The sequence below is a fragment of the Actinomycetospora endophytica genome (assembly GCF_021026375.1).
GTDB classification, from domain to species: Bacteria; Actinomycetota; Actinomycetes; order Mycobacteriales; family Pseudonocardiaceae; genus Actinomycetospora; species Actinomycetospora endophytica.
In genome coordinates this window covers 1,317,346-1,343,445 of the sequence record NZ_JAJNDB010000001.1, presented here as the reverse complement: position 1 = coordinate 1,343,445, position 26,100 = coordinate 1,317,346, and the positions used below count along the sequence as shown (strand labels likewise).

The following is a 26,100-nucleotide window of genomic DNA, read 5'->3' as shown; positions in this document are numbered from 1 at the left end:
CGCGGCGGAGGGGACGTCCGGGAGATCGTCGCCCGACGCGGCCGCGTTACCGCTCCGTGACGTGCATCCGGTGCCAGGCGCGCGCGAGCGACGTCGCGATCGGGGTCATGACGCGGCGGTCGTTCCAGTAGAACGGGTGCGCCAGCGGCGACCAGCCCAGCCACCACGGCGCCACCTGCACCTTGCGGTCCTCGGCCACGGCCTTGTCGTAGTGGTCGTTCAGCGGGCGCAGCGGGGAGGCGATGACGTCGTCGGGGTCCCAGACGTTGATCCACTCCCCGCCGGCGCGCGGGTGCAGCCCGGCGAGCGCGGGGTGGGGCACCGTGATCGGCATGCCGAAGTCGGGGTGGCGCTGGGCCCACAGGGCGAGTGGGCTGCCGAGCGTGTAGAGCCAGGCGAGGGTCTCGCCGCGCTCGGCCGGGGTGTCGTCGAGCACCGCCGCCACGCTCGGCGGCACCCCCGCCGAGCGGGAGTCGTAGAGCCCGCCCGCCACCTGCAGGTCGTAGAAGAAGTCGCTGACGACGACGGTGCCGAGGCTGTGGGCGACGACACACAGCGGTGCGGTGGGGCCCGCATCCACGGCGAGGTCGTGCAGTGCCTCGCCGAGCACCCGGTGCACCTCGTCGTAGTGCCGGCGGTCGACCGCGCCCGCCTGGTAGGTGATCGCGTCGCCGAGGTAGTGGACGATCAGCCAGCGCAGGGTCGGGAAGTGGAAGCCCGGGTTGCCGGGCAGCGAGCGGACCAGCCCACTCGCGACCAGTCCCAGCAGGGCCGTCACCGATCCGCGGTCGGTGGCGCCGCCCAGCCGGTCGAGCAGGCCGAACGTCCTCGTGGCGCGCGCGCCGCCCAGCCGGGCGAGCAGCGCGGTCTGGCGGTCCTCGTCGACCGGCGCCCAGAACGCGGTCCGGATGCTCAGTGCCTCGTCGGGATCCACCCCGGCGATCCGGCCGAACTCCTCGCGGAGCAGCGCGATCGAGGTCTCCGCGAACCGGCTGTCCGCGATCTCGACGCCGTGGACGTACATCACGGCGAGCTTGGTCACTGGTGCTCCCGGGTCAGCTCCACGTAGGGCGTGCGCAGGCCGTCGCGCAACAGTCTGCCCAGTGATCGTCGCTGCCACACGAAGAGCCCGACCGCGAGCACGACGTAGATCCCGGAGATGATGAGGAGTTCCAGGTCCTGGGCGGGTCCGCTGAGCACGGCGGCGAGCACGAACTGCAGCGCGAACAGACCGACCAGCGCGAGCGCCCCCGACACCGTGATCGACAGCGTGACGAGCAGGGCGACGGCGAACAGCGACTGGGTCGCGGTCAGCAGCAGTTCCTCGCGTTGCTCGACGTCGATCGGGAGCCCGTGCAGCGACCCGGCGGCGAGGGCGAACACCAGGGGCAGCGTCCCGACGAGCAGGGTCCACTGGTTGACCTTCGAGGAGACCAGCGTCGCGAGGGCGTCGGTCGTCTTCAACCGCCAGGCGTACAGCCCGGCCACGAGCAGCTCCGGGGCCTCGGAGGCGAACGGCGCGACCCACTGGACGAGGAAGAACTGGCTGACGCCGAGCTCGGTCCCGGTCTCGACGAGCGAGTCGGCGAAGTGCTCGGCGCAGAGCAGGATCACGGCGGCCGCGACGACGAACAGGCCGATGTACCAGGCCCGACGCGGTCCGGCGGCCTTCTCGCCGACCCAGGCCGACGGCCCGATCAGATCCGGTTCCTCGGCCGGGGCGCGCGCCACCCGGACGCTGTAGCCGATGAAGATCCCGACGAGCACCACGAGGTCGACGAGCGTGATGCTGACACGCAGTGGCAGCGTCAACGAGTACACCGTCGCGAGCAGCAGGAACGCCAGCGGCACCGAGTCGGTCCGCGAGAGCGTGACCCGGGTCGCGTGGCCGGGGCGGTGGGTGGTGCCGCCGTCGCCGCGGGAGTCCCTGCCCCGCGAGGAGTCGCGGCGCAGCCGGACCGCGGCGAGCAGCACCACCAGGGCCCAGCCGATGCCCACGAGAATCCGGTTGGCGCCGGTCATGTTGGCCAGCGCCAGTCCGCAGGGCGACTGGTCGGTCGAGCCGGGCGGCAGGCAGGTCGGGCCGTGCAGCTGGTAGGCGTTGCCGCCCTGGATGGTGAAGACGAAGTCGACGGCGTACTCGGGCAGGACCGCGACGAGGGCGAGCAGCGCGATCGCGAGCCCGGCTGAGATGTCGACCTGCGCGGCCTCCGCGGCCCAGGAGAGCAGGAACGCCGCCCCGACGATCGCCAGGCCGTACAGCAGCGCGTCCAGCGGCGGGGACACCGAGAGCCCGGCCACACTCATGACGACGCCCGGCAGGGCGACGGCCACCGCGCCCGCGACGAGCAGCGGTGAGCGCGACCGTGTCGGGACGCGCGGCGCGGACCTCTCCGCGGAATCGGGCATAGCGGAGTCCCTACCCGGCCGGGCCGCGCGGCACCCCCGCGCCACGCCGCCCCCACCCCGTTGTCATGTCGCCCATCGGTGTCAGGCACGGTGTCGGGGCACGAGATCCGAGAACCCCGAATCGAACGTCCTGAGGTGAACCGCGCGCCGTGCTCCCCACCGTGCTGTTTCCTGCTCTGCTCCCCCACGCCGTCGCCCCGATCGGCGCCGTCGCACCCGAGTGCGCCGCCGACGCCGGGTCGTGGTGCGCCCGGGTCTGGTCGTGGACCGGCATGTCCTGGCTCGCCCGCGGCGCCGACACCACGATCTCCGTGCTGTTCTCCGTGATCGCGATCTCCGTGGTCGCGGTGCTGGTGCGCCTCGTCGTGAGCCGGATCATCGGCCACGTCGCGGCCGGCGCGGGCGTGCCCGGCCTGATGAGCGTGCTGCGCCGCAAGCGCGGCGTCACGGACGCCGAGAGCATCGAGGCGTTCGGCTCGGCGCGGCGCGCGCAGCGTGCGAAGACGGTCGGGTCGGTGCTGCGGTCCGCCGCCACGATCCTGATCTTCGGAACGGCGTTCATGATGGTGCTGTCCCGCTTCGGGGTGAACCTCGCGCCGGTGCTCGCCTCGGCCGGGGTGCTCGGCCTCGCCGTCGGTTTCGGCGCGCAGAACCTGGTCAAGGACTTCATCTCCGGCATCTTCATGCTGCTCGAGGACCAGTACGGGGTCGGTGACCACGTCGACCTCGGCGACGCCGTCGGCACCATCGAGCGCGTCGGCCTGCGCACCACGTCGGTCCGCGACGTCTCCGGCGTCGTCTGGTACGTCCGCAACGGGACGATCGAGCGGGTCGGGAACGCCTCGCAGGACCACGCCGTCGCGGTCGTCGACGTCCCGCTCGAGCTGGACACCGACGTCGAGGAGGCCGGCCGGGTCGCCGAGAAGGCGGCGCAGGCCGCGGTCGGCAACGGGCTCGCCCGCGACATCATCGACCCGCCGCGGGTGCTCGGCGTCCAGTCGGTCAGCGAGTCCGCGCTGACCCTGCGCCTGACGACCAAGACCCGCCCGAACAAGCAGTGGGCGGTCAAGCGGGCCATCACCGAGCGGGTCGTGTCCGACCTGCGGGCGTCGTCCGCCGGCAATCCGACGGCGGCCGCGTCCCAGGACGCGACGACGGCGGCGTGATTCCCGCGGGCGCCTGACCCCGCCCGCGACGTGTCCGATGCGTCACGTTCGTCGGGACCGCACCGGGAACGCACCGGGCTGAGCGGCATCATCTCGGGATGGCGCGCGGCCCGGACGCCCGGTGGTGGCGCCGGGCGGTCGTCGTGCTCGGCGTCGTCGGTGTGCTGCTCGTCGGCGGGCCGTTCCTGTGGCCCGTGATCGACCCGCCCGTCGAGGTGGAGCGTGTCGCCCCGGCGCCGGCTCCCGTGGTGCCGACCGCCCCGGCGCCGGCCGCGCCCGTCGTTCCCGCGCCGGTGCAGGCCGCGGTCGAGGCCGCCGACGCGACGGTGACGCGCGCCGGCGCCGTCGTCGGGATCGCCCTGCTCGACCGGACCACCGGCACACTGGCCACCAACGACGAGGCGGCCGAGCCGATGAACGCGGCCTCGCTGGCGAAGGTCCTCACCGCGGTGGACGTACTCTCCGGAGGGTCGTCGTCGGCGACCGACGACGACCGCGCGCTGCTGCGCGCCGCGCTCGGCCCGAGCGACGACCCCGCCATGAACACGCTGTGGTCCCGGCACGGCGGGGCCGCCGGGATCGCGCGGGTCGTCGACCGGCTGAGCCTGACCGACACCGCGCTCCCGGGCGAGCCCTCCCAGTGGGGTGAGGTCCAGCTCTCCGCGCGGGACACGACGACGGTGCTGCGGTTCGTCCTCGAGGGGCTCGCCCCCACCGACGCCGAGCTGTTGCGGTCGACGATGTCCGATGCGCCCGCCCGGGCCGCCGACGGCTTCGACCAGGCCTACGGGCTGCTCGACCCGGACCGTCGGTCGGCGGCCGCCAAGCAGGGCTGGCTGTGCTGCCTGGACTCCAGCATCGATCTGCACACCGCCGGTTTCCTCGACGGCGACGGTCGCTACGTGCTCGCGATCCTGTCGAACCAGCCCTTCGGCTACGCGGCGGCCCGGACGGTGCTCGACGACGCCACCGGTGCGATCCGCGACCGGCTGGGCGTCTAGGGCCGCCCGTTAGGGTCGGCGGCCGTGGAGAGCCTGCGCCGCATGGACGACTGGCCCGTCGAGCACGCGGCGGCCGTCGTCGTGACCGCCGCCGGGACGACGACGCACGGCGAGGTGGACCGGCGCTTCCCGCTCGCGTCGGTGACGAAGCTGCTGGTCGCGGTGGCCGCCCTGCTCGCCGTCGAGGAGGAGGCGATCACCCTCGACGAGCCCGCCGGGCCGGAGGGCTCCACGGTGCGCCACCTGCTCGCCCACACCTCGGGGCTGGCGTTCTCGGAGCAGAAGGTCGTCGCCGAGCCCGGGACCCGGCGGCTGTACTCCTCGGCCGGGTTCGAGGTGCTCGCCGACCACCTGGCCTCGCGGACGGGCATCGCGTTCGCCGACTACCTGCACGAGGCGGTGTGCGAGCCGCTCGGCATGGGCTCGACGACGCTGGACGGCTCCCCCGGGCACGGCGCGACGTCGACGGTCGCCGACCTCGCGGCCTTCGCCGCCGAGCTGCGCGACCCCTCCCTGCTCGCGCCCGAGACCCTGGCCGAGGCCAGGTCGGTGCAGTTCCCCGGCCTCAACGGCGTGCTGCCGGGGCTCGGGCACCAGAAGCCGAACGACTGGGGACTCGGCCTCGAGCTGCGCGACCACAAGTCGCCGCACTGGACGGGGTCGGAGAGCTCGCCGGGGACGTTCGGGCACTTCGGCCAGTCCGGGACGTTCCTGTGGGTCGACCCGGCCGTGGACGCCGCATGCGTGGTGCTGACCGACCGGGACTTCGGCGAGTGGGCCAAGGAGGCGTGGCCGGCGTTCACGGATTCCGTCCTGGGTGGCCTCCGGCCTCGTGAGCACTAATTGATCCCAGGGCATCAATGAGTGCTCACAGGCACGAAGTGCACCTACCGCGGGACCACCAGCAGCAACGACGTGTCGTCCGCCCGCTCGACCCGCAGCCCGGCGTCGGCCAGCACCGCGAGCACGCCCCCGGTGTCCTTCGGCCGTCGGCGCGTCGAGGCCAGCAGCCGCGCCGCGTGGCCCTTGTAGGACTTGTTCGCGTGGCTGACCGTCGTCCGTGACCCGTCGCCGGACTCGGACACCACGTCCAGCGTCGTCGCGCCCGGAGCCGGGGCCAGCGCCGCGTAGCCACCGGAGCGCAGGTCGACCACGTGCTCGTCGAGTCGGGCCAGCACCGGACCGAGCACCGGGCGCCACACCGTTCGCAGCCCGCCGCGCCCCGGCAGCGACGATCCGCACGAGAGCCGGTACGCCGGGATGGGGTCGGTGCCCATGACCAGCCCGAACAACGCCGAGCACACCGCGATCCGGCGCCGGGCGGCCGTCGTCAGGGACCGGGCGTCGAGGGCGTCGTAGAGCACGCCGGTGTAGCGGCGCAGCGCGGGCGCGGTCGGTGAGGTCCACAGCGCGGCGTTGCGCTCGATCTCGTCGTCCTGGCGCTCGCTGACCCCGAGCGCCTCCCGGGAGCCGGGTACGTCGTCGGCCAGCGCCACCACCTCGTCGACCAGCTCGCGACGCACCGGGTTCAACGCCGGGAACGTCAGCGCCTCCAGGTCCAGCGGAGCGCCCCGACCGCCCGCGGCCTTGGTCTCGGACGGGGGCAGCACGACGAGCACGGTTTCGACCTCCGGTCTCGTGCGTGCGTTCCCGTCCCAGGGCACGGAAACGCACGCACACCTCACGGGTGGGGCGGCAGGCATGATCTCCCCACCAGCGCGTGGGGACGGGGGCGGGGCCGGTGGGGAACCACACCGACGAGCTCGCCTGGGCGGCCGAGCACGTCCGGATCACAGGTGAGCCGGTCGCCCGCGCGCGGCCCTGGTCGACGGTCCTCCGCCTCCCCACCCCCGATGGCCCGGTCTGGCTCAAGGCCACCACCCCGGCCGCCCGCGCCGAGGTCGGGCTGTACCGCGTGCTCGCCGCGCGTGCCCCGGAGGCGGTACTCGTCCCGCTCGCCCGCGACGACGACCGTGGCTGGCTGCTGCTCCCCGACGGCGGCCCGACGCTGCGGGACGGCCCGCCCGAGCAGCTGGCCGCCGCCGTCGCGACCGCCCTGCGCATCTACGCCCGCCTGCAGCGCGCCGTCGCCCCGGCGCATGCCGAGGTCCTGGCCACCGGGGTCCCCGACGCCACGCCCGCCGCGCTGACGGACCGCTTCGACGAGGCCGTTGCCGCCACCGGGTTCGACGACGACGTCCCCCGACGCCGCGCCCTCGTCGCGCGCTGGGCCGCCGGACTCACCGACGCTCCGGGCGCCGACCTCGTCACCGTCGACCACCAGGACCTGCACCCGGGCAACATCCTGCGCCGGGGCCCGAGGTTCTACGACTGGGGTGACGCGGTCCTCGCGCACCCGTTCGCCTGCCTGCTGGTCGCGCTCGGCGGCCTCGCCCGCACCCTCGGCGTCGCGCCGGACGACCCCGCCGTCACCCGAGCCCGCAACGCGTACCTCGCCGGGTTCTCCGACCTCGCCGGCCACGACGACCTGGTCCGGACCGCCGAGACCGCCTGCCGTGCCGCCGTCGTCGCCCGCGCCCTGACCTGGCACCGCGCGGTCGGCGCCGCCGGCCCGGAGCACCCGTTCGCCGGCGCGCCCCGCGAGACCCTCGCGACGCTCGGGAACCCGTCCCCGTTCGACGCGGTGTGACCCGCGTTCCCCCGCACGGGCGTGAGCCGGGCCCGCCGCGGCCGATCCGTACCCTCCTCCGGGTGGCGCAGACGGAGAGCACGCGGCGGTGGCAGCCGTCCCGCGCCGGGATCCTGAACGTGTACCAGTACCAGGACGAGGTGCTGGACTTCGCCGGCGGACGCCTGCTGCTGCGGGGGGTCAACGGCTCGGGCAAGTCGACCGCGATGAACATGCTGCTGCCGTTCCTGCTCGAGGCGGACGTCCGCAAGATCGACGCCGCGGGCGAGCAGCGCGGGGTGCTGCGCAGCTGGATGCTCTCCGACAACGACGACACCCAGCGCACCGGCTACCTGTGGATCGAGTTCGTCCGCGAGGCCGACGGCGGAGGGACCGAGTACCGCACCGTCGGCTGCGGCGTCCGGGCGAACCGCAGCACCGACCGCGTCGCCACCTGGTGGTTCTCCACCGACCGCCGCGCCAAGATCGACTTCCGGCTCACCGAGGCCGACGTGCCGTTCTCGGCCGACGTGCTGCGCACCGAGCTCGGGTCGCACGGCCAGGTGTTCGGCTCCACCGCCGAGTACCGCGCCGAGGTGGCCCGGCGCTTCTTCGGCGGGACCGACCCCTCGGCGTACTTCCGGCTGCTGCACCAGGTCCGCAACCCGCGCGTCGGCGACCGCATCGACACCGACCTGCCGCGCACCATGCGCGAGGCGCTGCCGCCGGTCCCCGACGACGCCGTCTCGGACGCCGCCCAGCCCCTCGAGGACCTCGAGGACCACCGCCGCAACGTCACCGACCTCGCGGCGACGGCCGAGGCGCTCGACGGCGTCGTCGAGGTCTACGCCGACTACGCCCGCCGCGTGCTCATGACGGCGGTCGAGGGCGCGGGCTCGTCGGTGGACGCCGCCCGCACGGCGAGCAAGCGCCTCGAGCGCGACGAGGCGGCGGCGGGCCGCGCGGTGACCGCCCGGGACGGGGCGACCCGCACCGTCGGCGATCTGACCGACGAGCACGCCCGGGCGACCTCCGAGCGGCAGGGTCTGGTGAGCCTGCCGGAGTACTCGGCCCACGCCGACCTGGTGCGCCGCCGCGACGAGCTGGGCCGCGCGGACGACGCCGCCGCGACCCTCGACGGCGTCCGGCAGCGGGCCCACACGCGCACGACGACCGCCGCGGACACCGTCGGTGGCGCCCGGGGGCAGCTCGAGTCCGACCTCGCCGGGGTGACCCAGCACCTCCAGGAGGTGGCGACCGCGGCGCGCACCGCGTCCGCGCCTGTCCGGCTGCCCGACCCGCCCGCCCTGGTCACCGAGCCGCGGCACGACGAGGCCGGGGACACGACGGTCGACGTGCCCGCCGAGGACACCGACCCCGCGGACGACCTCACCGCGGAGCTCGTCGGGGTCGCCGACGGCCTGCGCACCCACCGCAGCACGGTCCGTGACCTGCGGGAACGCGCCGCGGCCGCCGACCGGGACACCGCCGCCGCCGACCGGGCCGACGCGGAGGCGACCGAGTCCCGCGAGCGCGCCGACGCCGCCGCGGAGCAGGCCGACACCGCCCGCCGGGCCGCCCGGGTCGCGGCCGACGAGCACGCCGAGGCCGTCGGCGGGTGGCACGAGCGCCTCGCGACCCACCTGGCCGCCGTGCCCGCGGCCGAGCCCGACGGCGAGACCGGCTGGCTCCCGGTGCCGGCCACGGAGCAGCCCGACAGAGCAACCGAGCACGCCGATAGGGACGGGGGTGACGACCTCCGTCGTCGGGCGGAGGTCCTCGTCAGCGCGGCCCGCCGGGTGTCGGACGACGCCGCGGGGGCCCTCGCGGCCGCGCGCAGCCGGGCGTCCGCGCGGGTCGACGAGGTGAGCGGCGAGCTCGAGGAGCTGCGCGCCGAATACGCCCGCGTCGAGGCGGCCGACGAGCTGCCGCTGCCCCGCGAGGCGTGGCGCACCGACGCCGACACCGACGACGGGATCCTGTTCGCCTCGGTCGTCGACTTCGCGGAGCGCCTCGACGACGGGTCCCGGGCCGGCCTCGAGGCCGCCCTGGAGGCGTCCGGCCTGCTGGCCGCGCGGGTGACCGCGGACGGGGCGCTGCGCGGTGACGGCGGCGAGCTGCTGGTCACGGCCGGTCCCGACGGCGGCTCGGGTGGACTCGGCGAGCTGCTCGCCCCGATCGACACCGGCGCGGTGCCCACCGCCGTCGTCGCGGGGGTGCTCGCCGGGATCGGGATCGCGCCGGGGCCCGGGCTGTGGGTGTCCGACGACGGGTCGTTCGGCGCCGGTCCCCTGCGCGGGCGGCACACCAAGCCGGCCGCCGAGCACGTCGGGGCCGGGGCCCGCGCCCAGGCCCGGGAGCGGCGGCTGGCGGAGCTGGCGGAGCGGATCGAGCAGGCGCAGGCCCGGCTGGCCACGGCCCGCGGGGTCGCCGGGGCGCTGGACGAGCACGCCGAGGCGCTGCGGGTCCTCGTCCGGGACCTGCCGTCGACCCGCGCGGTCGACGACGCCGTGGTCGCGGCGACCGGCGCCGCCCGCTACGCCGAGGAGGCCGCGGGCCGGGCGGCCGAGCGGGCCTCGACGGCGGCCGAGACCCGTCGTCGTGCCGACGACGCGGTGGCGCGGCTGCAGCAGGAGGCGTCCGACGCGAACCTGCCGACCGACCCGGCGCGGCTGGAGGAACTGCTCGAGGCGATCGCGGACGCGGAGCGGGCGCTCGCAGCCGTCGAGTCGGCCACCGAGCGGGTCCGGCGGAGCGGCCGCGCGTGGCGGGAGGCCATCACGGGCTGGGAGCGGGAGGTCACCGATCTCGCCTCGGCCGTCACCGACCACCGCGCCGCCGCCGGGCACGCCGCGTCGGTGCGCACCGAGCTCGACACCGTCGAGGCGTCGCTCGGTGAGGAGCCGGCGAAGGTCGCGGCGCGGGTGTCGGAGCTGGACACGCACCTGCGTGAGGTCGCGGGACGGCTCGACACGGCGCGCGAGGAGCAGACCAACGCCACCGTGGCCGTGCGCGAGGCCGAGCTGCGGGTGGAGTCGGCGCGGGAGACGGTGACCGAGCGGGAGAAAGCCGCGACGGCGGGTCGGGCGCGGCTGGTCGAGGCCGTCGAGGTGCCCGGGCTGCTGGCGGCGGCGGAGCGGGCCGGGGAGCCGTCCACCCCGGAGTCACGAACGGCGCGTTCGTCACCTTCCACCGTGACGAACGAGCCGTTCGCGGGGCACGACAGCGACGCTGAAGCGCCCGCCGAGGAGACCCCGCCGGAGCCGATCCCGGCCACCCCGGAGACCGTCGAGGGAGCCGAGGAGCTGGTGACGGCGCTGCGCGAGCGCATCCCGGCGCCGCGCGTGCAGGTCACCGAGGACGCCCTCGAGAAGGCGCTGCGTTCGACGCGGGACCACCTGGCGTCCGGCTGGGACATCGAGTCCCGCCGCGGCGCCGACGGCACCCCGCTCGCGGTCCACGTCACCGGGCCGACCCGCGCGGTGCTGGCCCAGATGGTCCACCGGGTCGCGATCCAGCGACGCCGCGCGACGAGCCTGCTCTCCGCCCAGCAGGACCAGGCGCTGCGGAACCTGCTGCACGGCCGCGTCGCCCGGGAGGTCGCCGACGCGCTGTTCGCGGCCCGCGAGCTGGTCGAGCGGATCAACCGGATCCTCAAGGGCGTGACGTCCAGCCAGGGCATCGGCGTCCGGCTGGAGTGGAAGCCGCGCGGCGACCTCGACCCGGACACCGCGACCGCGCTGGAACTGCTCGGCAAGCACCCCGACCTGCGCACCCCCGAGGAGGACGACCAGGTCCGGGAGGCGGTCAAGGGCCTCGTCGAGCAGGCCCGCACCGAGGATCCCGAGGCGTCCTACCGCACCGTCATCGGCGAGGTCCTGGACTACCGGACCTGGCACGAGATGCGCATCTACCTGCGGCGCCCGAACCGCAACGACGAGCTGCTGACGCGCCGGACCACGCTGTCCGAGGGCGAGAAGAAGCTGGTCACGGTGCTGCCGATGGCCAGCGCCGCCGCCGCGAGTGCCGCCGCGCACGACCCGCACGCCGTCGGCGCGCCGCGGCTGGTGCTGCTCGACGACGCGTTCGCGAAGGTCTCCGAGGACAACCACGCCAAGCTGTTCGGCCTGCTCGTGGATCTCGACGTGGACTTCGTCGTCACCTCCGAGCGCCTCTGGGGCACCCACGCGAACGTGCCCGCGCTGGCGATCACCGAGGTGCTGCGCGACCCGGAGCTGCGCGCCATCGCGCTGGTGCACTACCGCTGGAACGGCACCGAGCTGGCGGTCGCGGCGTCGTGACGGCCTCCGGGGACGAGCCGGCCGTCCGCGCCGGCATCCGCACCACGGTCTTCTCCTACGTCACGGAGTCGCCGGACTACCGCGCGATCCTCGCCGTGTTCGCGGGGACCTTCTTCGCCGAGCTCACCCCGGCCGAGGTCACCGCGCGCCTGGCCGACGCCGGGCTGGAGCTCGAGGAGGCCACCGTCACCGGGCGGCTCGAGCAGCTGCGCGAGTGGGGCAACCTCGAGGTGTCCGCGTCGGTCGGGCAGGTCGGCACCGTCGAGGACTACTACCGCCGGCGGAACCGCTACCTGATCACCCGGGTCGGGCAGGAGGTGCACGACCTCGTCGAGGGCGTGCTCGCCCAGGTCGACGACGTGCGCGACGTGTCCCTCGGCCGGCTCGAGCAGCTGCGCGCGGCGCTCGAGGCCCTGACCCGGCTCGACGCCCGGACCGCCCCGCCGGACCGGCTCGCCGAGGCCGTCCGGGCGGTGTTCGACCCGCACGTCGCCTTCTCCGCCGAGATCACCCAGTTCTTCGCCGCGATCAACCAGTGGCAGTCGCGGTTCGACCTCGACGAGGACGAGTTCGCGTTCTTCTCCGAGGTGCTCGTCGGCTACGTCGGGGAGCGGTTGGAGACGCTGCGGCGGGCGGCGCGGCCGATCTCGGCGCTGCTCGTGGAGGTGGAACCCACGGTCGACGTCATGGTGGAGCGCGCCGCGGACGGCCTCGCCGCGCGGGTCGCCGCGGCGGGCCTGTCGAGCGTGCGGGTGCGCCGCGAGCCCGGGGCGGCCGTCGCCGACTGGGACAACCTGGCGTCGTGGTTCCTGGGCGGGGCGAGCGGAGCGACGGGGACCTTCGCGGCGCCGGGGCGGCCGAGCCGGGTCCAGACCCTCGAGCGGGACGCGGTGGACGCCGTCCGGACCCTGACGCAGAACCTGACCCGGCTCTCGCGCACCGGCACGGCCGGCTCGTCGCGCCGCGTCGACTTCCTGCGCCTCGCGACGTTCTTCTCCCGCTCCGACGCGCCGCGCGCGCACGAGCTCGCCTCGGCGGCCTTCGGGATGTTCGGGGCGCGGCATCTCGGCGGTGCGGGCGGGGACGACACCGACCCGGTGGCCTCGGCGACGTCGTGGTGGGACGCCCCGGTCGCGACGATCCCGGTCTCGCTGCGCGAGCGCGGGGACACCACCAGCCGCGGCCGCACCTCGCGGGTGCAGGACCGCAGCCAGGAGCGCCGTCACCTGCTCGCCCGGCGCGCGGAGGTGGAGAAGCGGGCGGCCGCGGCCCGCGCCGAGCTGCTCGAGGCCGGGGCGGGCGGCTTCGAGGCCCGGCTCTCGGAACCGGCGCTGCGCGAGCTGCAGCGGGTGCTGACGCGGGCCGTCGCGGATCTGGGGCCGGAGGCGTCGTCCGGCAGCGTGTCACTCGACGGCGTCCGGTGCGAGGTGTCCCGGCGTCCCGGTACGACGACGACCGTGCCCACCCACGCCGGTGCGCTGCGGATCGAGGGGCTCTCGATGATCGTGGAGCCCGCCCCGTGACCGCCCCCCGCTCCGACCCGCAGCGCGACGGCGAGCTGGTCACCGCCACCCGCGCGCTGCTCGCCCGTCCGTGGCGCACGGCCGAGTCCGATCCCGAGCTGGTCGCGCTGATCCGCCGCCACGCCGACGCCCTCGACGCGTGGTTCACCCAGGAGCTGAACTACCGGCTCGTCGTCACCGCGGACAGCGTCCGGCTGGTCAAGACCGGCCACGTGCCGCCGGACCGGCCGCTGCGCACCGTCTCGGCGACCCCGCGCGCGTTCACCTCGGCCGAGTACACCGCGCTCGCCCTGGTGCTCGCCGCGACCACCTCCGGACCCGACCGGACCAGCCTGCGCGACCTCGTCAACGCGGTGCACTCGGCGGCGGCCGAGGCGGGCATCGTCATGGACACCGACGCGGCGTCCCGGCGGGCGCTGGTGACGGCCCTGCGCTGGCTGATCGCGCAGGGGATGCTGCGCGAGCTGGACCGTGGGGTGGCGACCTACGAGCACGACGCCGACGCGGACGCGCTGCTCGAGGTGCGCCAGGACCGGATGGCGCTGCTCCCGACGGGGGCGGTGGTCGGCGCGGAGACCCCGGCCGAGCTGGTGGAGCGGGCGCGCGAGCGCGGGTCGGCGGCGACCGCGGCACGGCGCCGGTTGATCGAGGATCCGCTGGTGCTCTCCGGGGATCTCGATCAGGCGCGGTTCGCCGAGCTGCGTCGGCGGGCGTCCGACGAGGCGCGGCGGATCGAGGCGCGGACCGGGCTGGTGCTGGAGGCGCGCGCGGAGGGGTTCGCGGCGCTCGACGTCGACGGGGGCTGCTCCGACGTCACGTTCCCGGCCGGTGGGACGGTGCCGCACGCGGCGTTGCTGCTGGTCAGCGAGCTGGTCTACCAGTTCCGACCCGAGGACGACCCGGACCCGATCCCGTGGGTCTCGGTGCGCGAGGTCCTCGACGACCTCGTGGCCGAGCACGGCCGGTACTGGTCGAAGGGGGCGCTGGCCGACCGCGACCGGTTCGCCGCCGATGTGCTCGCGCTACTGGTCTCGGTGCGGCTGGTGCAGCTCGCCGACGACGGGGCCGTCCGTGTCCTGCCGCCGGCGGCCCGGTACGCGCCCGAGGTGACGGTGGCCGACGGCGAGGCGGAGGACGAGCAGCCGACCCTGCTGTAGGTCAGTCGAGGCAGAACTCGTTGCCCTCGGGGTCGGCCATGACGATGTTGCCTCCGACGAACGGGGGCTCCGGCTCGACCCGCAGCAGCCGGGTCGCGCCGTGGCCGATCAGCCTCGTCGCCTCCGCCTCCAGGGCCTTCATCCGCTCGTCGCCGGAAAGGCCCGGGGCGGCGCGCAGGTCGAGGTGCACCCGGTTCTTGACCTGCTTGCCCTCGGGGACGCGCTGGAAGAAGACCCGTGCCCCGGAGCCCTCGGGATCGGTGACCGCGGAGGCGTCGTTGCGGCGCTCCGGAGGGACGCCCCAGGCCTCGAGGGCCTGCTCCCAGGTCTCGAAGCCCGGGGGAGGGGCCTGGATGCGGTAGCCGAGCGCTTCGGCCCAGAAGGCGGCGAGGGCTCCGGGGTCGGCACAGTCGAACGTGATCTGGACTTCTCGGGTCATACCGGCATCCTGCCGGGAACCCCTGACAGTCACGCGTGGTTCGCTGCGGGCATGCCGGTCCCGCCCGTGCTCCTCGGCGAGGAGTTCACCCCGCTCTGGCGTCACGTCCGGGCCACGCTCGAGCGGCGAGGGCTGGACAACCGCGGCTGGGTACCGCTGCCGGACGGCACGCCGACCGACGTCCGGGCCAGGCTCCGGGAGATCGCCCCGGGCCGCTCGACGAGCCGCCTCGACCTGGCCGCCCTCGAGCGGGGACTCGCCCGCCACGGCACCGACCTGCTCGCCCTCCTCGCCGACGCCGGGTGCCCCCCGACCGGGCGCCGGGAGGCCCGCGACGCCGAGCGCGACCGCCGCCGGGACCGCGACGAGGCGCTCACCGCGGCCGCCCGGGAGGAACTCGGCGGCGAGCCGTGGGTGGTGGCGTGGGTCGACGAGGTGCGCTCCCGGATTCCCGACGACGAGGCGGCGCGCCGGACCGTGCGGGTGGTCGCCCGGGTCCTGGCGCTGGCCGACGCCCCGGGCGAGCGCAGCCGCGGCGAGGTCGCGGCGCAGGCGGTCCGCTGGGCCCACGACCTCGACCGCGGCGGGGCCTACCGCCGGCCCGTCGGCCTGGCGCTGGCGCTGCGTGCCGGCGACGGGCACTGGGACGACCCCGAGCTGTGGGCGGCGGCCGGGCTGCCCGGCGACCTCGTCGCCACCCCGGTCCTGACCTGGGCGCTCCCGCTGCTTGGTGACGGGATCCCCGCCGCGGTCCGGTCGATGACCGCCGCCGGAGCACCCACGCCGTTGACGGTGCTGAGCCTGCGGGAGGTCACGGTGGACCTGCCGTCGGGAACCGTCGTGACGAGCGTGGAGAACCCGCGCCTGCTCGAGGCCGCCGTCCAGCAGGGTCTCGCATCCCCGATGATCTGCACGTCCGGGAACCCGACGTCGGCGCCGTCGCTGCTGATCCGGAAGCTGCTCGCGGCCGGGGCGCAGGTGCGCCACCACGGCGACTTCGATCCCGACGGCGTCGCGATCACCGCCCGGGTGGCCGCGCTCGGCGTCGTGCCGTGGCGGATGTCGGCGGCCGATTACACCGCTGCACTCGCTGCCGCGGACCTCGAGGGCGTGGAGCTGCGGCCGATCACCGGCCCGGTCCCGGAGACGCCCTGGGATCCGGCGCTGCGCCGGGTGATGACCCGCGCCGTCGACGAGGAGCGGGTCATGGACGGGCTGCTCGCGGAGCTGTGAGCCCCGTCGGCTCGCCCCGCAGCTCCCGCGCGAGCAGCGTCGACGCCGCCGCCCCGACCGGCACGGCCAGGATCCCGACGAGGGGCAGCAGGCACAGCAGGTAGGTCGGCACCCCGACCGCCCAGCCCAGCAGCCGTCGCGAGCGCACCAGCCGGCGCCGTTCGGCGAAGCCGATCCCCCGGCGGTCCAGCGCGGGTGCGGTCAGCTCCAGCACCAGCAGCCGCCCGCCGACCAGGGCCGCGATCACCGGCACCACCGTCTGCCCCAGCACCGGCACGAAGCCCAGGGCGAACAGCGGCACCGCGGCGAGGACCGAGAGCGCCACGAGGACCAGCCCGTCGCGGGCGCCCCGGAGCAGCGTGGTCAGCGTGGAGCGGGAGGGGCCGGGCGGCACCGCGCCCACGCCGTCGTCCACCAGTTCCGAGAGCCGCTCGTAGAACGGCCCGCCGATCGCGAGGGTGACCCCGACGAACGCCAGCACCGCGACGAACGCGACCGCGGCCACCAGTGCCACCCCGGCGACGACGTGCGCGGCCTCCCGGGCGCCCGGCGACCAGCCGTCCGCGAAGGGAGTGAGCAGCTCGGTGAGGTCGGGCAGGAACCCGCCGAGCACCGCGAGCACGGCGACGTAGAGCAGCACCGTCACCAGCGCGGGGAGCGCGCCGAGTCGCAGCAGCCGCGGCGAGCTCAGCACGGTCGCCGCCCCGCGCGCGTAGAGGCGCAGCCCGAGCACGAGGTCCGTCACGTCCGGATCGTCCCACCGGGTGGCCTCCGGCCCTGTGAGCAGTAAGTGATGCCAGGGCGTCACTTACTGCTCACAGGCGCGACAGCGCACCTAGCCTCGGGACCCATGCGGATCGCGTCGCTCCTGCCCGCGGCCACCGAGATCGTCGGCGCGCTCGGCCGCGCCGACGACCTCGTCGCGGTGACCTTCGAGTGCGACCACCCGCCCGGGGTGCGCGACCGCGTCCCCGTCGTCGTCCGGTCGGCCCTGGGTGAGGGCATGACCCCCGCCGAGATCGACACCCGTGTCCGCGAGCGCGCCGCGGCGGGCCTGCCGATATACGACCTCGACCGCGAGGCCCTCCGGTCGGCCGCGCCCGACGTCGTCGTCACCCAGGACCTGTGTCAGGTCTGCGCCCTGCCCGGGCACACCGTGACCGGGGCGCTGGCCGAGCTGGGGCTCGACGACGTCCGGGTGCACTCGTTCGACCCGCACACCTTCGACGAGGTGCTCGACGGCCTCGCGGACCTGGCGGCGGCGCTGGTGACCGACCCCGGCCCGCTGCTGGCCGACCTGCGCGGCCGCCTCGACGCCGTGGCCGACGCGCTCGCGGGCCGGGAGCGCCCCCGGGTCCTGGTCCTGGAGTGGACCGACCCGCCGTTCCTGCCCGGTCACTGGGTGCCCGAGCTCGTCCGGCGGGCGGGCGGCGAGCCGATCTCGGGGGTCGACGGCGGCCGCAGCGTCGCGGTGAGCTGGGAGGAGATCGCGGAGTCCGAGAAGCCCGACGCGGTGCTGGTCACCCCGTGCGGCTACGACCTGGATGGCGCGCTGGACCAGGCGGGCCCGGTCGCCGAGCGGCTGCCGGGGGTCCCGGTGGTGGCGATCGACTCGGCGTCGTACGTGGTGCGGGCCGGCCCCCGGCTCGTCGACGGGATCGAGGCGCTGGCGCACGCGCTGCACCCCGACGCGGTGCCGGCCCCACCGCCCGGGAGGTGCGCTTCGCGCCGGTGAGCACTCATTGACGCTCTGGCATCGCTTTCTGCTCACGGGCGCGCAGCGCACCTATGCGAGCCGCCGCGGCCCCGGACCCTCCTCGCCGAGCTGGTCGCCCGGGTTGGCCATGGCGCAGCGGTCGAGGGAGAGGCACCCGCAGCCGATGCAGCCGGAGAAGTCGTCGCGCAGCTGCTGCAGGCGCCGGATCCGGTCGTCGAGCTCCGCGCGCCACGTGGTCGAGAGTTTCTCCCAGTCGGCGCGGGTCGGTGTCCGCGCGTCCGGGAGCTCGTCGAGCGTCTCCCGGACCTGCGACAGCGGGACCCCGACGCGCTGGGCGATACGGATGAACGCGATGCGCCGGAGCACCTCGCGCTTGAAGCGGCGCTGGTTGCCGGAGGTCCGGCGGCTCTGGATCAGGCCCTCGCGCTCGTAGAAGTGCAGGGCGGAGACGGCGACCCCGCTGCGTCGCGAGACGTCCCCGACGGTCAGCTCGGCAGGGGCCGCAGTCATGCACTGACCGTGGACCTGCACGTTGGTCCAGGTCAACCCGGACCGGGAGGACCGGACCGGAACCGGTCCGGTCCTCCCGCCCCTGCGCGCGCCCGACGCTCCCCCCGGGGCCCGGTCGCGCGCACCGCCGTCGCCGGCGGTCGCCCCCCGTGAGCGGCTCGGACGCTCGCCCGCCCGCCGCTCACTGGGGGGTTCAACGGCCGAGCGGCGGCCGGAGAACGGGTCACGCGGCGTCGTCACCGGACCGGGGGACATCCGTCACGGGGACCGACTGCCGAGAGTGTTCGGCAAAGGTGTCGAGGCGGCCAGGCGGGTCAGGGCGTCGTCGCGGCGAGGAGGCGGACCGTGGCGAGCGCGGCCTCCTCGGTGCTCGCCCCGGCCGCGTCGGCCCAGGACGACACCGGGTGCGCGGACTCGTCGAGCGCGGCGACCAGGGCCGCGGGAACGTCCCCGGCCGGGACCGTCGCGGGCCGCGGGACGTCCGCGACCACCTCGTCGCACGCCGTCAGGATCTCCGTGCGGCGCCGCGCCAGGTGCTCGGCGAGCAGGTGCCGGAGCTCGGTGAGCGCGTCCTCCCGGCCGGCCGCGAGGTCGGCGGCGGTCCGGCGCAGCAGCGCCCGCAGGGTCTCCGCGGGCAGGCCCCGCCCGACGTCGGGTCGCGGGGCCTCCGCGGCCGGGACGCCGCGCCGCTGGTCGCGGCGACGCTGTTTGGCCGCGCGGCGCTCGCGGTTGGAGGTGCCCACCCGGCGATCGTCGCAGCCGTCGCCCGTCCGGTGACCACCGCGTGGCGCTCAGTCCAGCGCCTCGCGCCCGACGCGCAGGCTGGCGGCGTCGGCGGCCTCGCGGCCGGCCTGCCAGCCCGCGTCGTTCCCGACGGTGAACCGCTTGGTGGTGATCCGCGGGAAGAGCTCCGCGGTCGTGCGTTCCACCACCTCGCCCCGGGCGGCGAGCACCGGGAGCAGCGCGTCACCCGCGGCGGCCACCGCCTCCTCCTGGGCCGTGGCCTCGGCCTCCCGGAGCCGTTCCCCGATCCGCGTGGCGTAGGAGAGCAGGAACGCGTGCCGGAACGACCGGGTCCGCGAGCGCCCCGCCCGGGAAGCCCGCGACCCCTCGGCCGCCATCGCCCGCCCGGCCTGCACGAGCAGCGAGGTCGCGAGCAGCTCGACGGTGTCCAGGTCGGTCGGCCAGCCGACGACCGTGACCAGGTCCAGCGCCGCGAGGCTGACCGCCCGGCAGCGGTTGGCCCCCGCCACCTGGTGCACCAGGCTCGACTTCGCCGAGGTGTACGGCGCGTCGAGCCACATCCGCCGCACCACGGCCGTGGTGGGCGCCGGGCCCGCCGTCGCCGCGACCACCACCTGCTCGAGCGCGTGGCGGGACATCAGCTCCTGGGCCTTCGCCGAGAGCGCCTCGGCCTCCTCGGGGAAGGACGTGGACTCGGCCTTGGCGAGCAGTCCCCGCACCCGGGCGAGCACCCGCGGGTCCACGCCCGCGGTGTCCGGCGCCTCGGCCGGGACCTCGCCGACGGGCAACGGCGGCAGCCGGTGCAGCTCCCCGACCGCGCGCACCACCCACCCGAGCGCCTCGGCGCCGGTGAGGTTCCGCACGGTGCGCCACTGCCCGACGAGCGGGCGCCCCACGTCCCACCAGAGCTCGGCGTCGACCCCGGCCAGCGACCAGGTCGCCGGGCGCCGCCGGGCGTCCGCCACCAGCACGTCGCCGGTCAGCGGCACCGCGGCCGGTCCCAGTCGGCGGCGGAGGATCTCCACGACGTCGCGCGGGGTCCAGCCGCGTGACCACAGCGGCTCCACCGCGTCGAGCAGGGCGCGCTCGGCCGCCGGATCGAGCACCCCGTCCGCCCACCGGTCCGCGAGCACCGCCCGGATGCGCCCGACGTCGTCGGGTCCCCCCGGACAGGCGACCGCGAGCTCGGTCAGCAGCGTCGCGGCGTGCGCGATCGGGTCCTCGCGGGGAGGGTTGGATCCACGGCTCATGGCGCCTCCGATCATCGTCGTCATCGGCTTGGAGGTGACGACGGGCCCACCGGTTCCCTCCGGCCACGGACCCAGGGGTGAACATGGGCCGAATCGCGGGCGGTACTGGGCCGTTGAGAGTCCGAGGAGGTGGATCACCGTGACGGCGACGGCGGAGTGGACGGGGGAGGACGGGCACGACCCCGCGACCACCGGCGACCCCGGTGACCCCGCCGCCCCGACGGGCACCGCGACCCGTTCCGTCCCGGCCACCCAGCCCCACCGCACCGTCCTGCACCGCCTCGACGACGCCGCCTCGGGCCTCGTCGTCACCGGCCTGGACGACGAGGCCCGCGCGGTCCTCGTCCGGGGGCTGCGCCGGGCCGGTCGGCGGGTCCTCGTGGTGGCGACGACCGCCGCCGACGCGGTGACCTGGCGTCGGGAGCTCGGCGAGCCCGCCGCGACCACCCACGGCGTCGCCCCCGGGCTGACCGGCACCGAGGACGAGATCGCCGAGCGGCTGGCGGCCACCGCGGGCGCCGACGGCTGGCTGACGGTCCTCCTCGGGCTCGCCGAGGAGGTCGGCGACGGCGCTCCGCCGCTCGACGCCCCGGAGCTCGCCGACCTGCGCCGGCTGCTCCTCGCCGAGCACGGCACCCGCCCAGGACTGGACGGGGCCCGACGCCGCCAGGTGCTGCCGCCGCCCGCGGAGCTCCCGCCGGAGCCGCACGTCGACCAGCTCGCCGACGAGCTCCTCGACGTCGCCGGACCGGCCTCCTCGCCCGACCGGGAGAGCGCCCGCCCCCTGATCGCCGCGCTGGCCTGCCTGCCGCCGGACGGCGCCGGGTCGCTGGACCCGCTGCTGCGTCGCATCGACGAGGGCGTGGTGGCGCTCGGGCGCGCCGGCGAGGACGCGGCGTGGGCCCGGCACGTCATCGACGGGGTCCTGGCGGGCCGGACCGCCGCGGCGTGGTCACGGGTCGCGGGTGCGCTGCCCGAGGTCGCCCAGGTCTCCCGGCACGACCACGGCTCCGGTCCGGCGCAGGTCCGCGTCACCGACGACGGCGTCGACCCGGGCACGGCGGCCGAGGCGTTCGAGCGGTTCGCCGACTTCCTCGACACCGGCGGCACGCTGCGGCGGATGTTCAAGTCCGAGGAGCAGCGCGCGGTGGAGCTGCTGCTGCCCTCGCTCGCGATCAACCGCGTCGACCCGACGACCGCCGAGGGCGCGGCCGCCGTCGGGCACCACCTGCGGCTGCGCGAGCTCGAGGCCGGGCTGGCCACGGCGCTGGCGGGGCTCGGGCGGACCGTGCGCCCCGCAGAGCAGCGGGCGCTGCTGGTGCACCGGCTCCTCTCGTTGCGGGAGCTCTGCCTGCGCATCGGCACCGTCGTGGACGCGGTCACCGAGCTGCGGACCCTGCTCACCGGGCTGCCCGACGCGGTGCGTCCCGCGACGGACGGGCTGCCCGCGCTCGGCCGGGTGGTCGGCACCGGGCGCCGCCTCACCGCCCGCGCGAGCGCGGACCTGGCCCGTCGGGAGCTCGGTGACGTCGTCGCCCGGCTGAACGCGGTGGCATCGCCCGCCGACCGGGCGCCGGAGCTGCGCGCCGCGCTGACGGCCCTGCTGCGCCTCGACGTCGACGCCTACGCCCGGGCGGTCGAGGCCGCCGACCTCGCCCGCGACGAGCAGCGCGACCTGCGCCGCAGCGACGCCCTCGCCGCCCGGCTGACCGACCGGCCGGCCCTGCTCGAGGCCCTGGACGCCGACACCTCCGACGAGACCTGGATCCCCCGCGAGGAGCGCTGGTCCCAGGCGTGGGCCCACCGCGACGGGCTGACGTGGCTGCGGGCCCGTACGCCCGGCGTCGTGACGACGACGGCGGCGCTGGCCGGACGGGAGCAGGCGGCCACCGCCGACGTCGACCTGGTCGTCCTGGGCCCGGTGGACGACGAGGACCCACCGACCCCCTGGGGCGAGCGACCGGACGACGTGCTGGAACTGCCCGGGTTCGGTGACGACGGGCGCCGGCTCCTCGTGCTGCCGCGGGCGGACTGAGCCCGGCGGCTACGACGCCGCGGGGACCTCGGCGAGGGCGTCGCCGTACTTCTCGCGCAGGAAGCGCTCGGTGTAGAGGTGCTCGGCGGTCTCCAGCACCCGGGCGATCTGCCGGGAGGAGAGCACCACGCCGAGCCCGGTGCCGAGCGCGGGCATCCCGCGGGCGATCTCGCAGTGCGCGGGGTGCGTGAACCCGGGGCACATGCCGGTGGGGAGGACCGCCACGGCCCGGGCCGGATCGGCGGAGAGGCCCGCGGCGAGGACCGCCAGCGCGAAGTCCCGCTCCGCGGGCTCGGCGGGGTCGTAGCCGTAGTGCAGCGCCACGCGGGCGACCGCCCGGGTGCAGGTCGCGGCGGCGAGGACGGTGTCGAGCGCGGCCGCGGCGAGCGCGGCGACGACGCCGGTGGCGGCCCCGGAGGCGCCGGCCGCGGCTCCCGCCGCGGCCCCGGTGAGCCCGCCGCGCAGGCCCGCCGCGCCGACGTGGAGGCGGGTGAGCGACGCGCGGGCGGCGCGGAGGTCGTCGACGTCGAGGCGGCGCAGATCCGCGGGCACCTCGACCGCGTGCCCGATCGCGGCGAGTGCGGTGACGACGTGGTCCGGACTGCCGGCGATCATCCAGCCCAGGCGCACCCCGGCGTCACGCAGCCCAGCGGTGACGGTCCCGAGGACCAGGTCGTCGACCAGCCCCGCACCCGGGAGCAGCCGCAGGCCGGACATCGCGAGCGAGGAGAGGCGGCCCCACCAGCTCGAACCGGCCGGTTCGGCGGCGCGCCAGCGCTGCACGGCGTCCCACGCGCGGGCGTCACCCGCGGTCATCACGACCAGGTCGGGCGCGAACGGGGCGGCCATGGCGCGCACGCTAAGCATCCAGGACGGCGGTGTCGTGGAGGTCACGTGGACAGCGGGTGAATCAACGGTATCGGCGTGATCGCAGAGCGTGACAATATCGATCCGGACCGTGGTCGGGCCTTTCAGGCCTACTCGGCGAGTACCTCGTCCGGGGGTTCGTCGCCGAAGGGGATCTCGTACTTGTCGTGGAGAAACCGCTCGCGGTAGAGGTGTTCGGCGGCGTCCACGACGCGCCCGAGCAGCCGCGCCGAGAGCGCCGCCCCGATCCCGACCCCGACCACGGGCACGAGCTGGGCGAGCTCCCGCTGTCCGACCTGGGAGAGCAGGCGCTGGTGCACCGCGTGGGCGAGACGGCGGAGCTGACGCTGCTGGCGCTTCTTCTTCTCCTTGTCCTTCTCCCGCGAGGCGACCAGCGAGGAGACCTCCTCGTACGCCCCGGGCGCGTCGGCGTCGCTGGAGAGCCCGACGGCGAGGATCGCGAGCGCGAGCACCTGTTCCGAGCGCTTCGTGACGTCGTAGCCGTAGTAGGCGCCCACGTGCGCGACGGCCCGCGTGCAGGAGGCGACGGTGAACAGCGCGTCACCGGTCAGCGAGGCGACGATGACCGCGACCCCCGGCAGGCCGGCGAGGCCACCCAGACCCGTGCCGCCCGCGGCCGCCGAGGCACCCGTGGTGAGCAGCATGCTCGTCGTGCCGCCCTGCAGCGCCCCGATCACCGGGTAGGCGAGGTCGAGGCGGGGCATCGCGTCCTGGACGTCGGTCACGTCGAGGGCCCGGATGTCCTTGAAGTCGGCCACCTGGTGACCCCGGGCGCGGTAGCGGGCGAACACCGCCTCGCGGCGCAGCGTCGCGGCGCCGGCGCCCGCTCCGGCGGCCGCGAGCTGGTGCAGGACGTCGTGCACGCCGTCGTCGATCTGCTGCACGCCGGGCACCCGCCGCAGCCCGCCCTGGATCATCGACCGCACGTCGGTGACGGTGTCGCGCAGCGGGGCGAGCGGACCGCCGCCGTCGTCGGTGATGCGCTCCTTCCACTCCGCCACCTCGCGCCACTGGTCGACGTCCGCGCTGCTCACGGACGTCGTGTCGGGCTGGTCCGTCGTCGCCGTCACGGCCCGGACCGTACCGATTCCGGGTCGCCGGGGCGCCCGCGCAGCCACGTCCCGTCCGAGGCGCGGGTCACGACGACGTCCGCGGCGGCCCGGGTGCCCTCGACGGCGGCGAGGGCCTGCTCCTGCCGTTCGAAGGCCGCCCGGTGCGGGGCGTAGACCTCCCAGTCGTCGCGGGCGTGCAGGCGGCGCTCCCGTTCGTCGGGCTCGGCGTCGACCCAGACGAGCAGCGAGGACGCGCCGCGCAGCGGTTCCGCTCCCGCGCCGCAACCCTCCAGGACGACGACGGGGCCGACCGGCCGGGGCCGCGGGTGCGCCACCCGGTCGTGACGCCAGTCCCACGGCTCGACGACCGGGACCTCGCCCCGGGTCAGCGGCGCCACGAGCTGGTCGTGGGCCCGCCGCGGCCCGACCGCGAGCCCGTCCCACCCGAGGTAGAACGTCTCGACCGAGAGCACCGTCAGCGTCGGGTCCGCGCGGCGCAGGTCCACGGCGAGGGTGGTCTTGCCCGCCCCGGAGAAGCCGTCGACGCCGACGAGCCGGACGGCGCCCGCGCGCGGCGGTGCGGCCCGGGCGCGGGCGAGCAGGTCGGCGGCGGTGATCGTCTCGATGCGGGCGAGGCTAACCGGGAACGGCGCCCCGTCGCCGGGGGTGCTTCGGTGCCCCGTTGGGGAGAGACGGCGTTTGGCGGGCGTCCGGCCCGGTGCACACATCCCTCACGTCGCCGAACCGCGAGGAGACGCCGATGTCCGTGCAGAGCGGGACCGCCACCACCGGACGCGGGTACTCCGCCGTCGACATCTCGTCCCGGGAGTTCTGGGACGCCACGGCCGAGGAGCGCGAGCGGACCTTCGCCCGCCTGCGTGCCGAGGACCCGGTGTCCTGGCAGCGCCCGATCGAGAACGCGGTGGCGCCCGACCCGGACGACCCCGGGTACTGGGCCGTGGTCACCCACGCCGACATCACGGCCGTCAGCACCGCGAACGACGTGTTCGTCTCGGGGCAGGGGGTGTTGTTCGACGCGCTGCCGCCGGAGTTCCTCGAGATGACGCAGTCGTTCATGGCGATGGACAACCCGCGCCACAACGAGCTGCGCAAGATCGTCCAGAAGGCCTTCACGCCGAAGCAGATCCGGCGCATCGACGACCAGGTCGAGCAGGCGGCCCGCGAGGTCGTCGACTCCTTCGCGGCGGAGCCCTCCGGCGAGATCGAGTTCGTGGAGGGCTGCGCCGCGCGGCTGCCGCTGCGGATGTTCGCCGCGATGTTCGGTGTCCCCGAGCATCTCCAGGAGGAGACCGCGAGCGCGGCCCAGGAGATCGTCTCGTGGGCCGACCCCGAGCACCTCGCCGGCCGGGACCCGGCGCAGGTCCAGCTCGAGGCGGCCCAGAAGCTGCACACCATCGCGGCGGAGATCATCGCCGAGCGCCGGGAGAACCCCACCGAGGACCTGTTCACCGGCCTCATCCAGGCCGAGGTCGACGGCCGGCAGTTGACCGACGCGGAGATCGGCGCGTTCTTCGTGCTGCTGTCCGTGGCGGGCAACGACACCACGAAGCACACGTCGACGCTGACGATCAAGCACTTCACCGAGAACCCCGACCAGCGCGAGTGGCTCGCGGCCGACCTCGACGAGCGCATCGGCACCGCCGTCGAGGAGTTCATCCGCTACGCCACGCCGGTGATGACCTTCCGGCGCACCGCGGTCGCGGACACCGAACTGGGCGGACGGCCGATCCGCGCGGGCGAGAAGGTCGTCATGTTCTATCCCTCCGGCAACCGGGACGCCGCGGTGTTCGACTCCCCGGGCGCCTTCGATCTCTCCCGCAGCCCGAACCCGCACGTCGGGTTCGGGGGCGGCGGCACCCACTTCTGCCTGGGCAACCAGCTCGCAAAGACGATGCTGCGGGCGCTCTTCCGGGAGATCCTCACCCGGATCCCCGACATCCACGTCACCGCGGAGCCCGAGCTGCTGGGCACGAACTTCATCCGCGGGGTGAAGCGCCAGCAGGTGGCGTTCACGCCGGAATAGGT

General features: G+C 75.7%; 22 protein-coding genes. 11 read left to right on the top strand and 11 right to left on the bottom strand.

Features of this window, described 5'->3' with window-relative positions:
- Positions 1-46 precede the first annotated feature (46 nt).
- Together LQ327_RS06520 and LQ327_RS06515 are read right to left on the bottom strand one after the other, a co-directional pair.
- Positions 47-1,042: a hypothetical protein gene (locus LQ327_RS06520; RefSeq protein WP_230730698.1), complete on the bottom strand. Its 996-nt coding sequence runs from the start codon at positions 1,040-1,042 to the stop codon at positions 47-49.
- Complete coding sequence (locus LQ327_RS06515; RefSeq protein WP_230730697.1) at positions 1,039-2,409, bottom strand: sodium/calcium exchanger protein; 1,371 nt, start codon at positions 2,407-2,409, stop codon at positions 1,039-1,041. The genes LQ327_RS06520 and LQ327_RS06515 overlap by 4 nt, the downstream gene beginning before the upstream one ends.
- 149 nt (positions 2,410-2,558) lie before the next feature.
- Here LQ327_RS06515 and LQ327_RS06510 point away from each other — a divergent pair, with 149 nt between their 5' ends.
- The 3 genes from LQ327_RS06510 to LQ327_RS06500 all read left to right on the top strand — a co-directional run bounded on the left by LQ327_RS06510 (position 2,559) and on the right by LQ327_RS06500 (position 5,419).
- Positions 2,559-3,575, top strand: coding sequence for a mechanosensitive ion channel family protein (locus LQ327_RS06510; RefSeq protein ID WP_230730696.1), 1,017 nt, complete (start codon positions 2,559-2,561; stop codon positions 3,573-3,575).
- 98 nt (positions 3,576-3,673) lie between these two features.
- Positions 3,674-4,576, top strand: a complete 903-nt coding sequence (locus LQ327_RS06505) for a serine hydrolase (RefSeq protein ID WP_230730695.1) — start codon at positions 3,674-3,676, stop codon at positions 4,574-4,576.
- Between the two features lie 24 nt (positions 4,577-4,600).
- Positions 4,601-5,419 carry a serine hydrolase domain-containing protein gene (locus LQ327_RS06500; RefSeq protein ID WP_230730694.1) on the top strand — a complete coding sequence of 273 codons (819 nt, stop codon included), beginning with the start codon at positions 4,601-4,603 and terminating at the stop codon, positions 5,417-5,419.
- A 44-nt stretch (positions 5,420-5,463) separates the two neighbouring features.
- On the opposite strand, the gene yaaA is transcribed toward LQ327_RS06500, so the two are convergent.
- The gene (yaaA, locus tag LQ327_RS06495; RefSeq protein WP_230730693.1) at positions 5,464-6,195 is read right to left on the bottom strand and encodes a peroxide stress protein YaaA; all 732 of its coding nucleotides are present in this window, start codon (positions 6,193-6,195) and stop codon (positions 5,464-5,466) included.
- Between the two features lie 101 nt (positions 6,196-6,296).
- Here yaaA and LQ327_RS06490 point away from each other — a divergent pair, with 101 nt between their 5' ends.
- From LQ327_RS06490 to LQ327_RS06475, 4 genes are all read left to right on the top strand, one after another.
- Entirely contained in the window at positions 6,297-7,226 is a 930-nt protein-coding gene (locus LQ327_RS06490) for an aminoglycoside phosphotransferase family protein (protein WP_230730692.1), read from the top strand.
- Positions 7,227-7,288: 62 nt separating this feature from the next.
- On the top strand, positions 7,289-11,506 hold the full coding sequence (locus LQ327_RS06485; protein WP_230730691.1) for a TIGR02680 family protein: 4,218 nt from the start codon (positions 7,289-7,291) through the stop codon (positions 11,504-11,506).
- Entirely contained in the window at positions 11,503-13,029 is a 1,527-nt protein-coding gene (locus tag LQ327_RS06480) for a TIGR02677 family protein (RefSeq protein WP_230730690.1), read from the top strand. Before LQ327_RS06485 ends, LQ327_RS06480 begins: the two co-directional genes overlap by 4 nt.
- Positions 13,026-14,186: a TIGR02678 family protein gene (locus LQ327_RS06475; RefSeq protein ID WP_230730689.1), complete on the top strand. Its 1,161-nt coding sequence runs from the start codon at positions 13,026-13,028 to the stop codon at positions 14,184-14,186. The genes LQ327_RS06480 and LQ327_RS06475 overlap by 4 nt, the downstream gene beginning before the upstream one ends.
- 1 nt (position 14,187) lies before the next feature.
- On the opposite strand, the gene LQ327_RS06470 is transcribed toward LQ327_RS06475, so the two are convergent.
- Positions 14,188-14,625, bottom strand: coding sequence for a VOC family protein (locus LQ327_RS06470; protein WP_230730688.1), 438 nt, complete (start codon positions 14,623-14,625; stop codon positions 14,188-14,190).
- A gap of 51 nt (positions 14,626-14,676) precedes the next feature.
- On the opposite strand from LQ327_RS06470, the gene LQ327_RS06465 reads away from it, so the two are divergent.
- A complete protein-coding gene (locus LQ327_RS06465; protein WP_230730687.1) occupies positions 14,677-15,858 on the top strand; it encodes a DUF2399 domain-containing protein in 1,182 nt (393 codons plus the stop codon).
- Here LQ327_RS06465 and LQ327_RS06460 read toward each other — a convergent pair.
- A complete protein-coding gene (locus tag LQ327_RS06460) occupies positions 15,830-16,603 on the bottom strand; it encodes an EI24 domain-containing protein (protein WP_230730686.1) in 774 nt (257 codons plus the stop codon). The two genes, LQ327_RS06465 and LQ327_RS06460, sit on opposite strands and share 29 nt — an antisense overlap.
- A gap of 105 nt (positions 16,604-16,708) precedes the next feature.
- Here LQ327_RS06460 and LQ327_RS06455 point away from each other — a divergent pair, with 105 nt between their 5' ends.
- Positions 16,709-17,593, top strand: coding sequence for a TroA family protein (locus tag LQ327_RS06455; protein WP_230730685.1), 885 nt, complete (start codon positions 16,709-16,711; stop codon positions 17,591-17,593).
- Between the two features lie 51 nt (positions 17,594-17,644).
- On the opposite strand, the gene soxR is transcribed toward LQ327_RS06455, so the two are convergent.
- The 3 genes from soxR to LQ327_RS06440 form a co-directional block, all read right to left on the bottom strand.
- Positions 17,645-18,085: a redox-sensitive transcriptional activator SoxR gene (gene soxR, locus LQ327_RS06450; protein ID WP_230730684.1), complete on the bottom strand. Its 441-nt coding sequence runs from the start codon at positions 18,083-18,085 to the stop codon at positions 17,645-17,647.
- A 314-nt stretch (positions 18,086-18,399) separates the two neighbouring features.
- Positions 18,400-18,828: a hypothetical protein gene (locus tag LQ327_RS06445; RefSeq protein WP_230730683.1), complete on the bottom strand. Its 429-nt coding sequence runs from the start codon at positions 18,826-18,828 to the stop codon at positions 18,400-18,402.
- A 48-nt stretch (positions 18,829-18,876) separates the two neighbouring features.
- On the bottom strand, positions 18,877-20,079 hold the full coding sequence (locus tag LQ327_RS06440; protein ID WP_230730682.1) for a DUF2786 domain-containing protein: 1,203 nt from the start codon (positions 20,077-20,079) through the stop codon (positions 18,877-18,879).
- Positions 20,080-20,218: 139 nt separating this feature from the next.
- Here LQ327_RS06440 and LQ327_RS06435 point away from each other — a divergent pair, with 139 nt between their 5' ends.
- Positions 20,219-22,114, top strand: a complete 1,896-nt coding sequence (locus tag LQ327_RS06435) for a hypothetical protein (protein ID WP_230730681.1) — start codon at positions 20,219-20,221, stop codon at positions 22,112-22,114.
- 9 nt (positions 22,115-22,123) lie between these two features.
- On the opposite strand, the gene LQ327_RS06430 is transcribed toward LQ327_RS06435, so the two are convergent.
- From LQ327_RS06430 to LQ327_RS06420, 3 genes are all read right to left on the bottom strand, one after another.
- Positions 22,124-22,963, bottom strand: coding sequence for an EcsC family protein (locus LQ327_RS06430; RefSeq protein ID WP_230730680.1), 840 nt, complete (start codon positions 22,961-22,963; stop codon positions 22,124-22,126).
- Positions 22,964-23,091: 128 nt separating this feature from the next.
- Positions 23,092-24,072, bottom strand: coding sequence for an EcsC family protein (locus LQ327_RS34595; RefSeq protein WP_230730679.1), 981 nt, complete (start codon positions 24,070-24,072; stop codon positions 23,092-23,094).
- Positions 24,069-24,782: a uridine kinase family protein gene (locus tag LQ327_RS06420; protein WP_230730678.1), complete on the bottom strand. Its 714-nt coding sequence runs from the start codon at positions 24,780-24,782 to the stop codon at positions 24,069-24,071. Before LQ327_RS06420 ends, LQ327_RS34595 begins: the two co-directional genes overlap by 4 nt.
- 32 nt (positions 24,783-24,814) lie before the next feature.
- On the opposite strand from LQ327_RS06420, the gene LQ327_RS06415 reads away from it, so the two are divergent.
- Positions 24,815-26,098 carry a cytochrome P450 gene (locus LQ327_RS06415; RefSeq protein ID WP_230730677.1) on the top strand — a complete coding sequence of 428 codons (1,284 nt, stop codon included), beginning with the start codon at positions 24,815-24,817 and terminating at the stop codon, positions 26,096-26,098.
- Positions 26,099-26,100 lie beyond the last annotated feature (2 nt).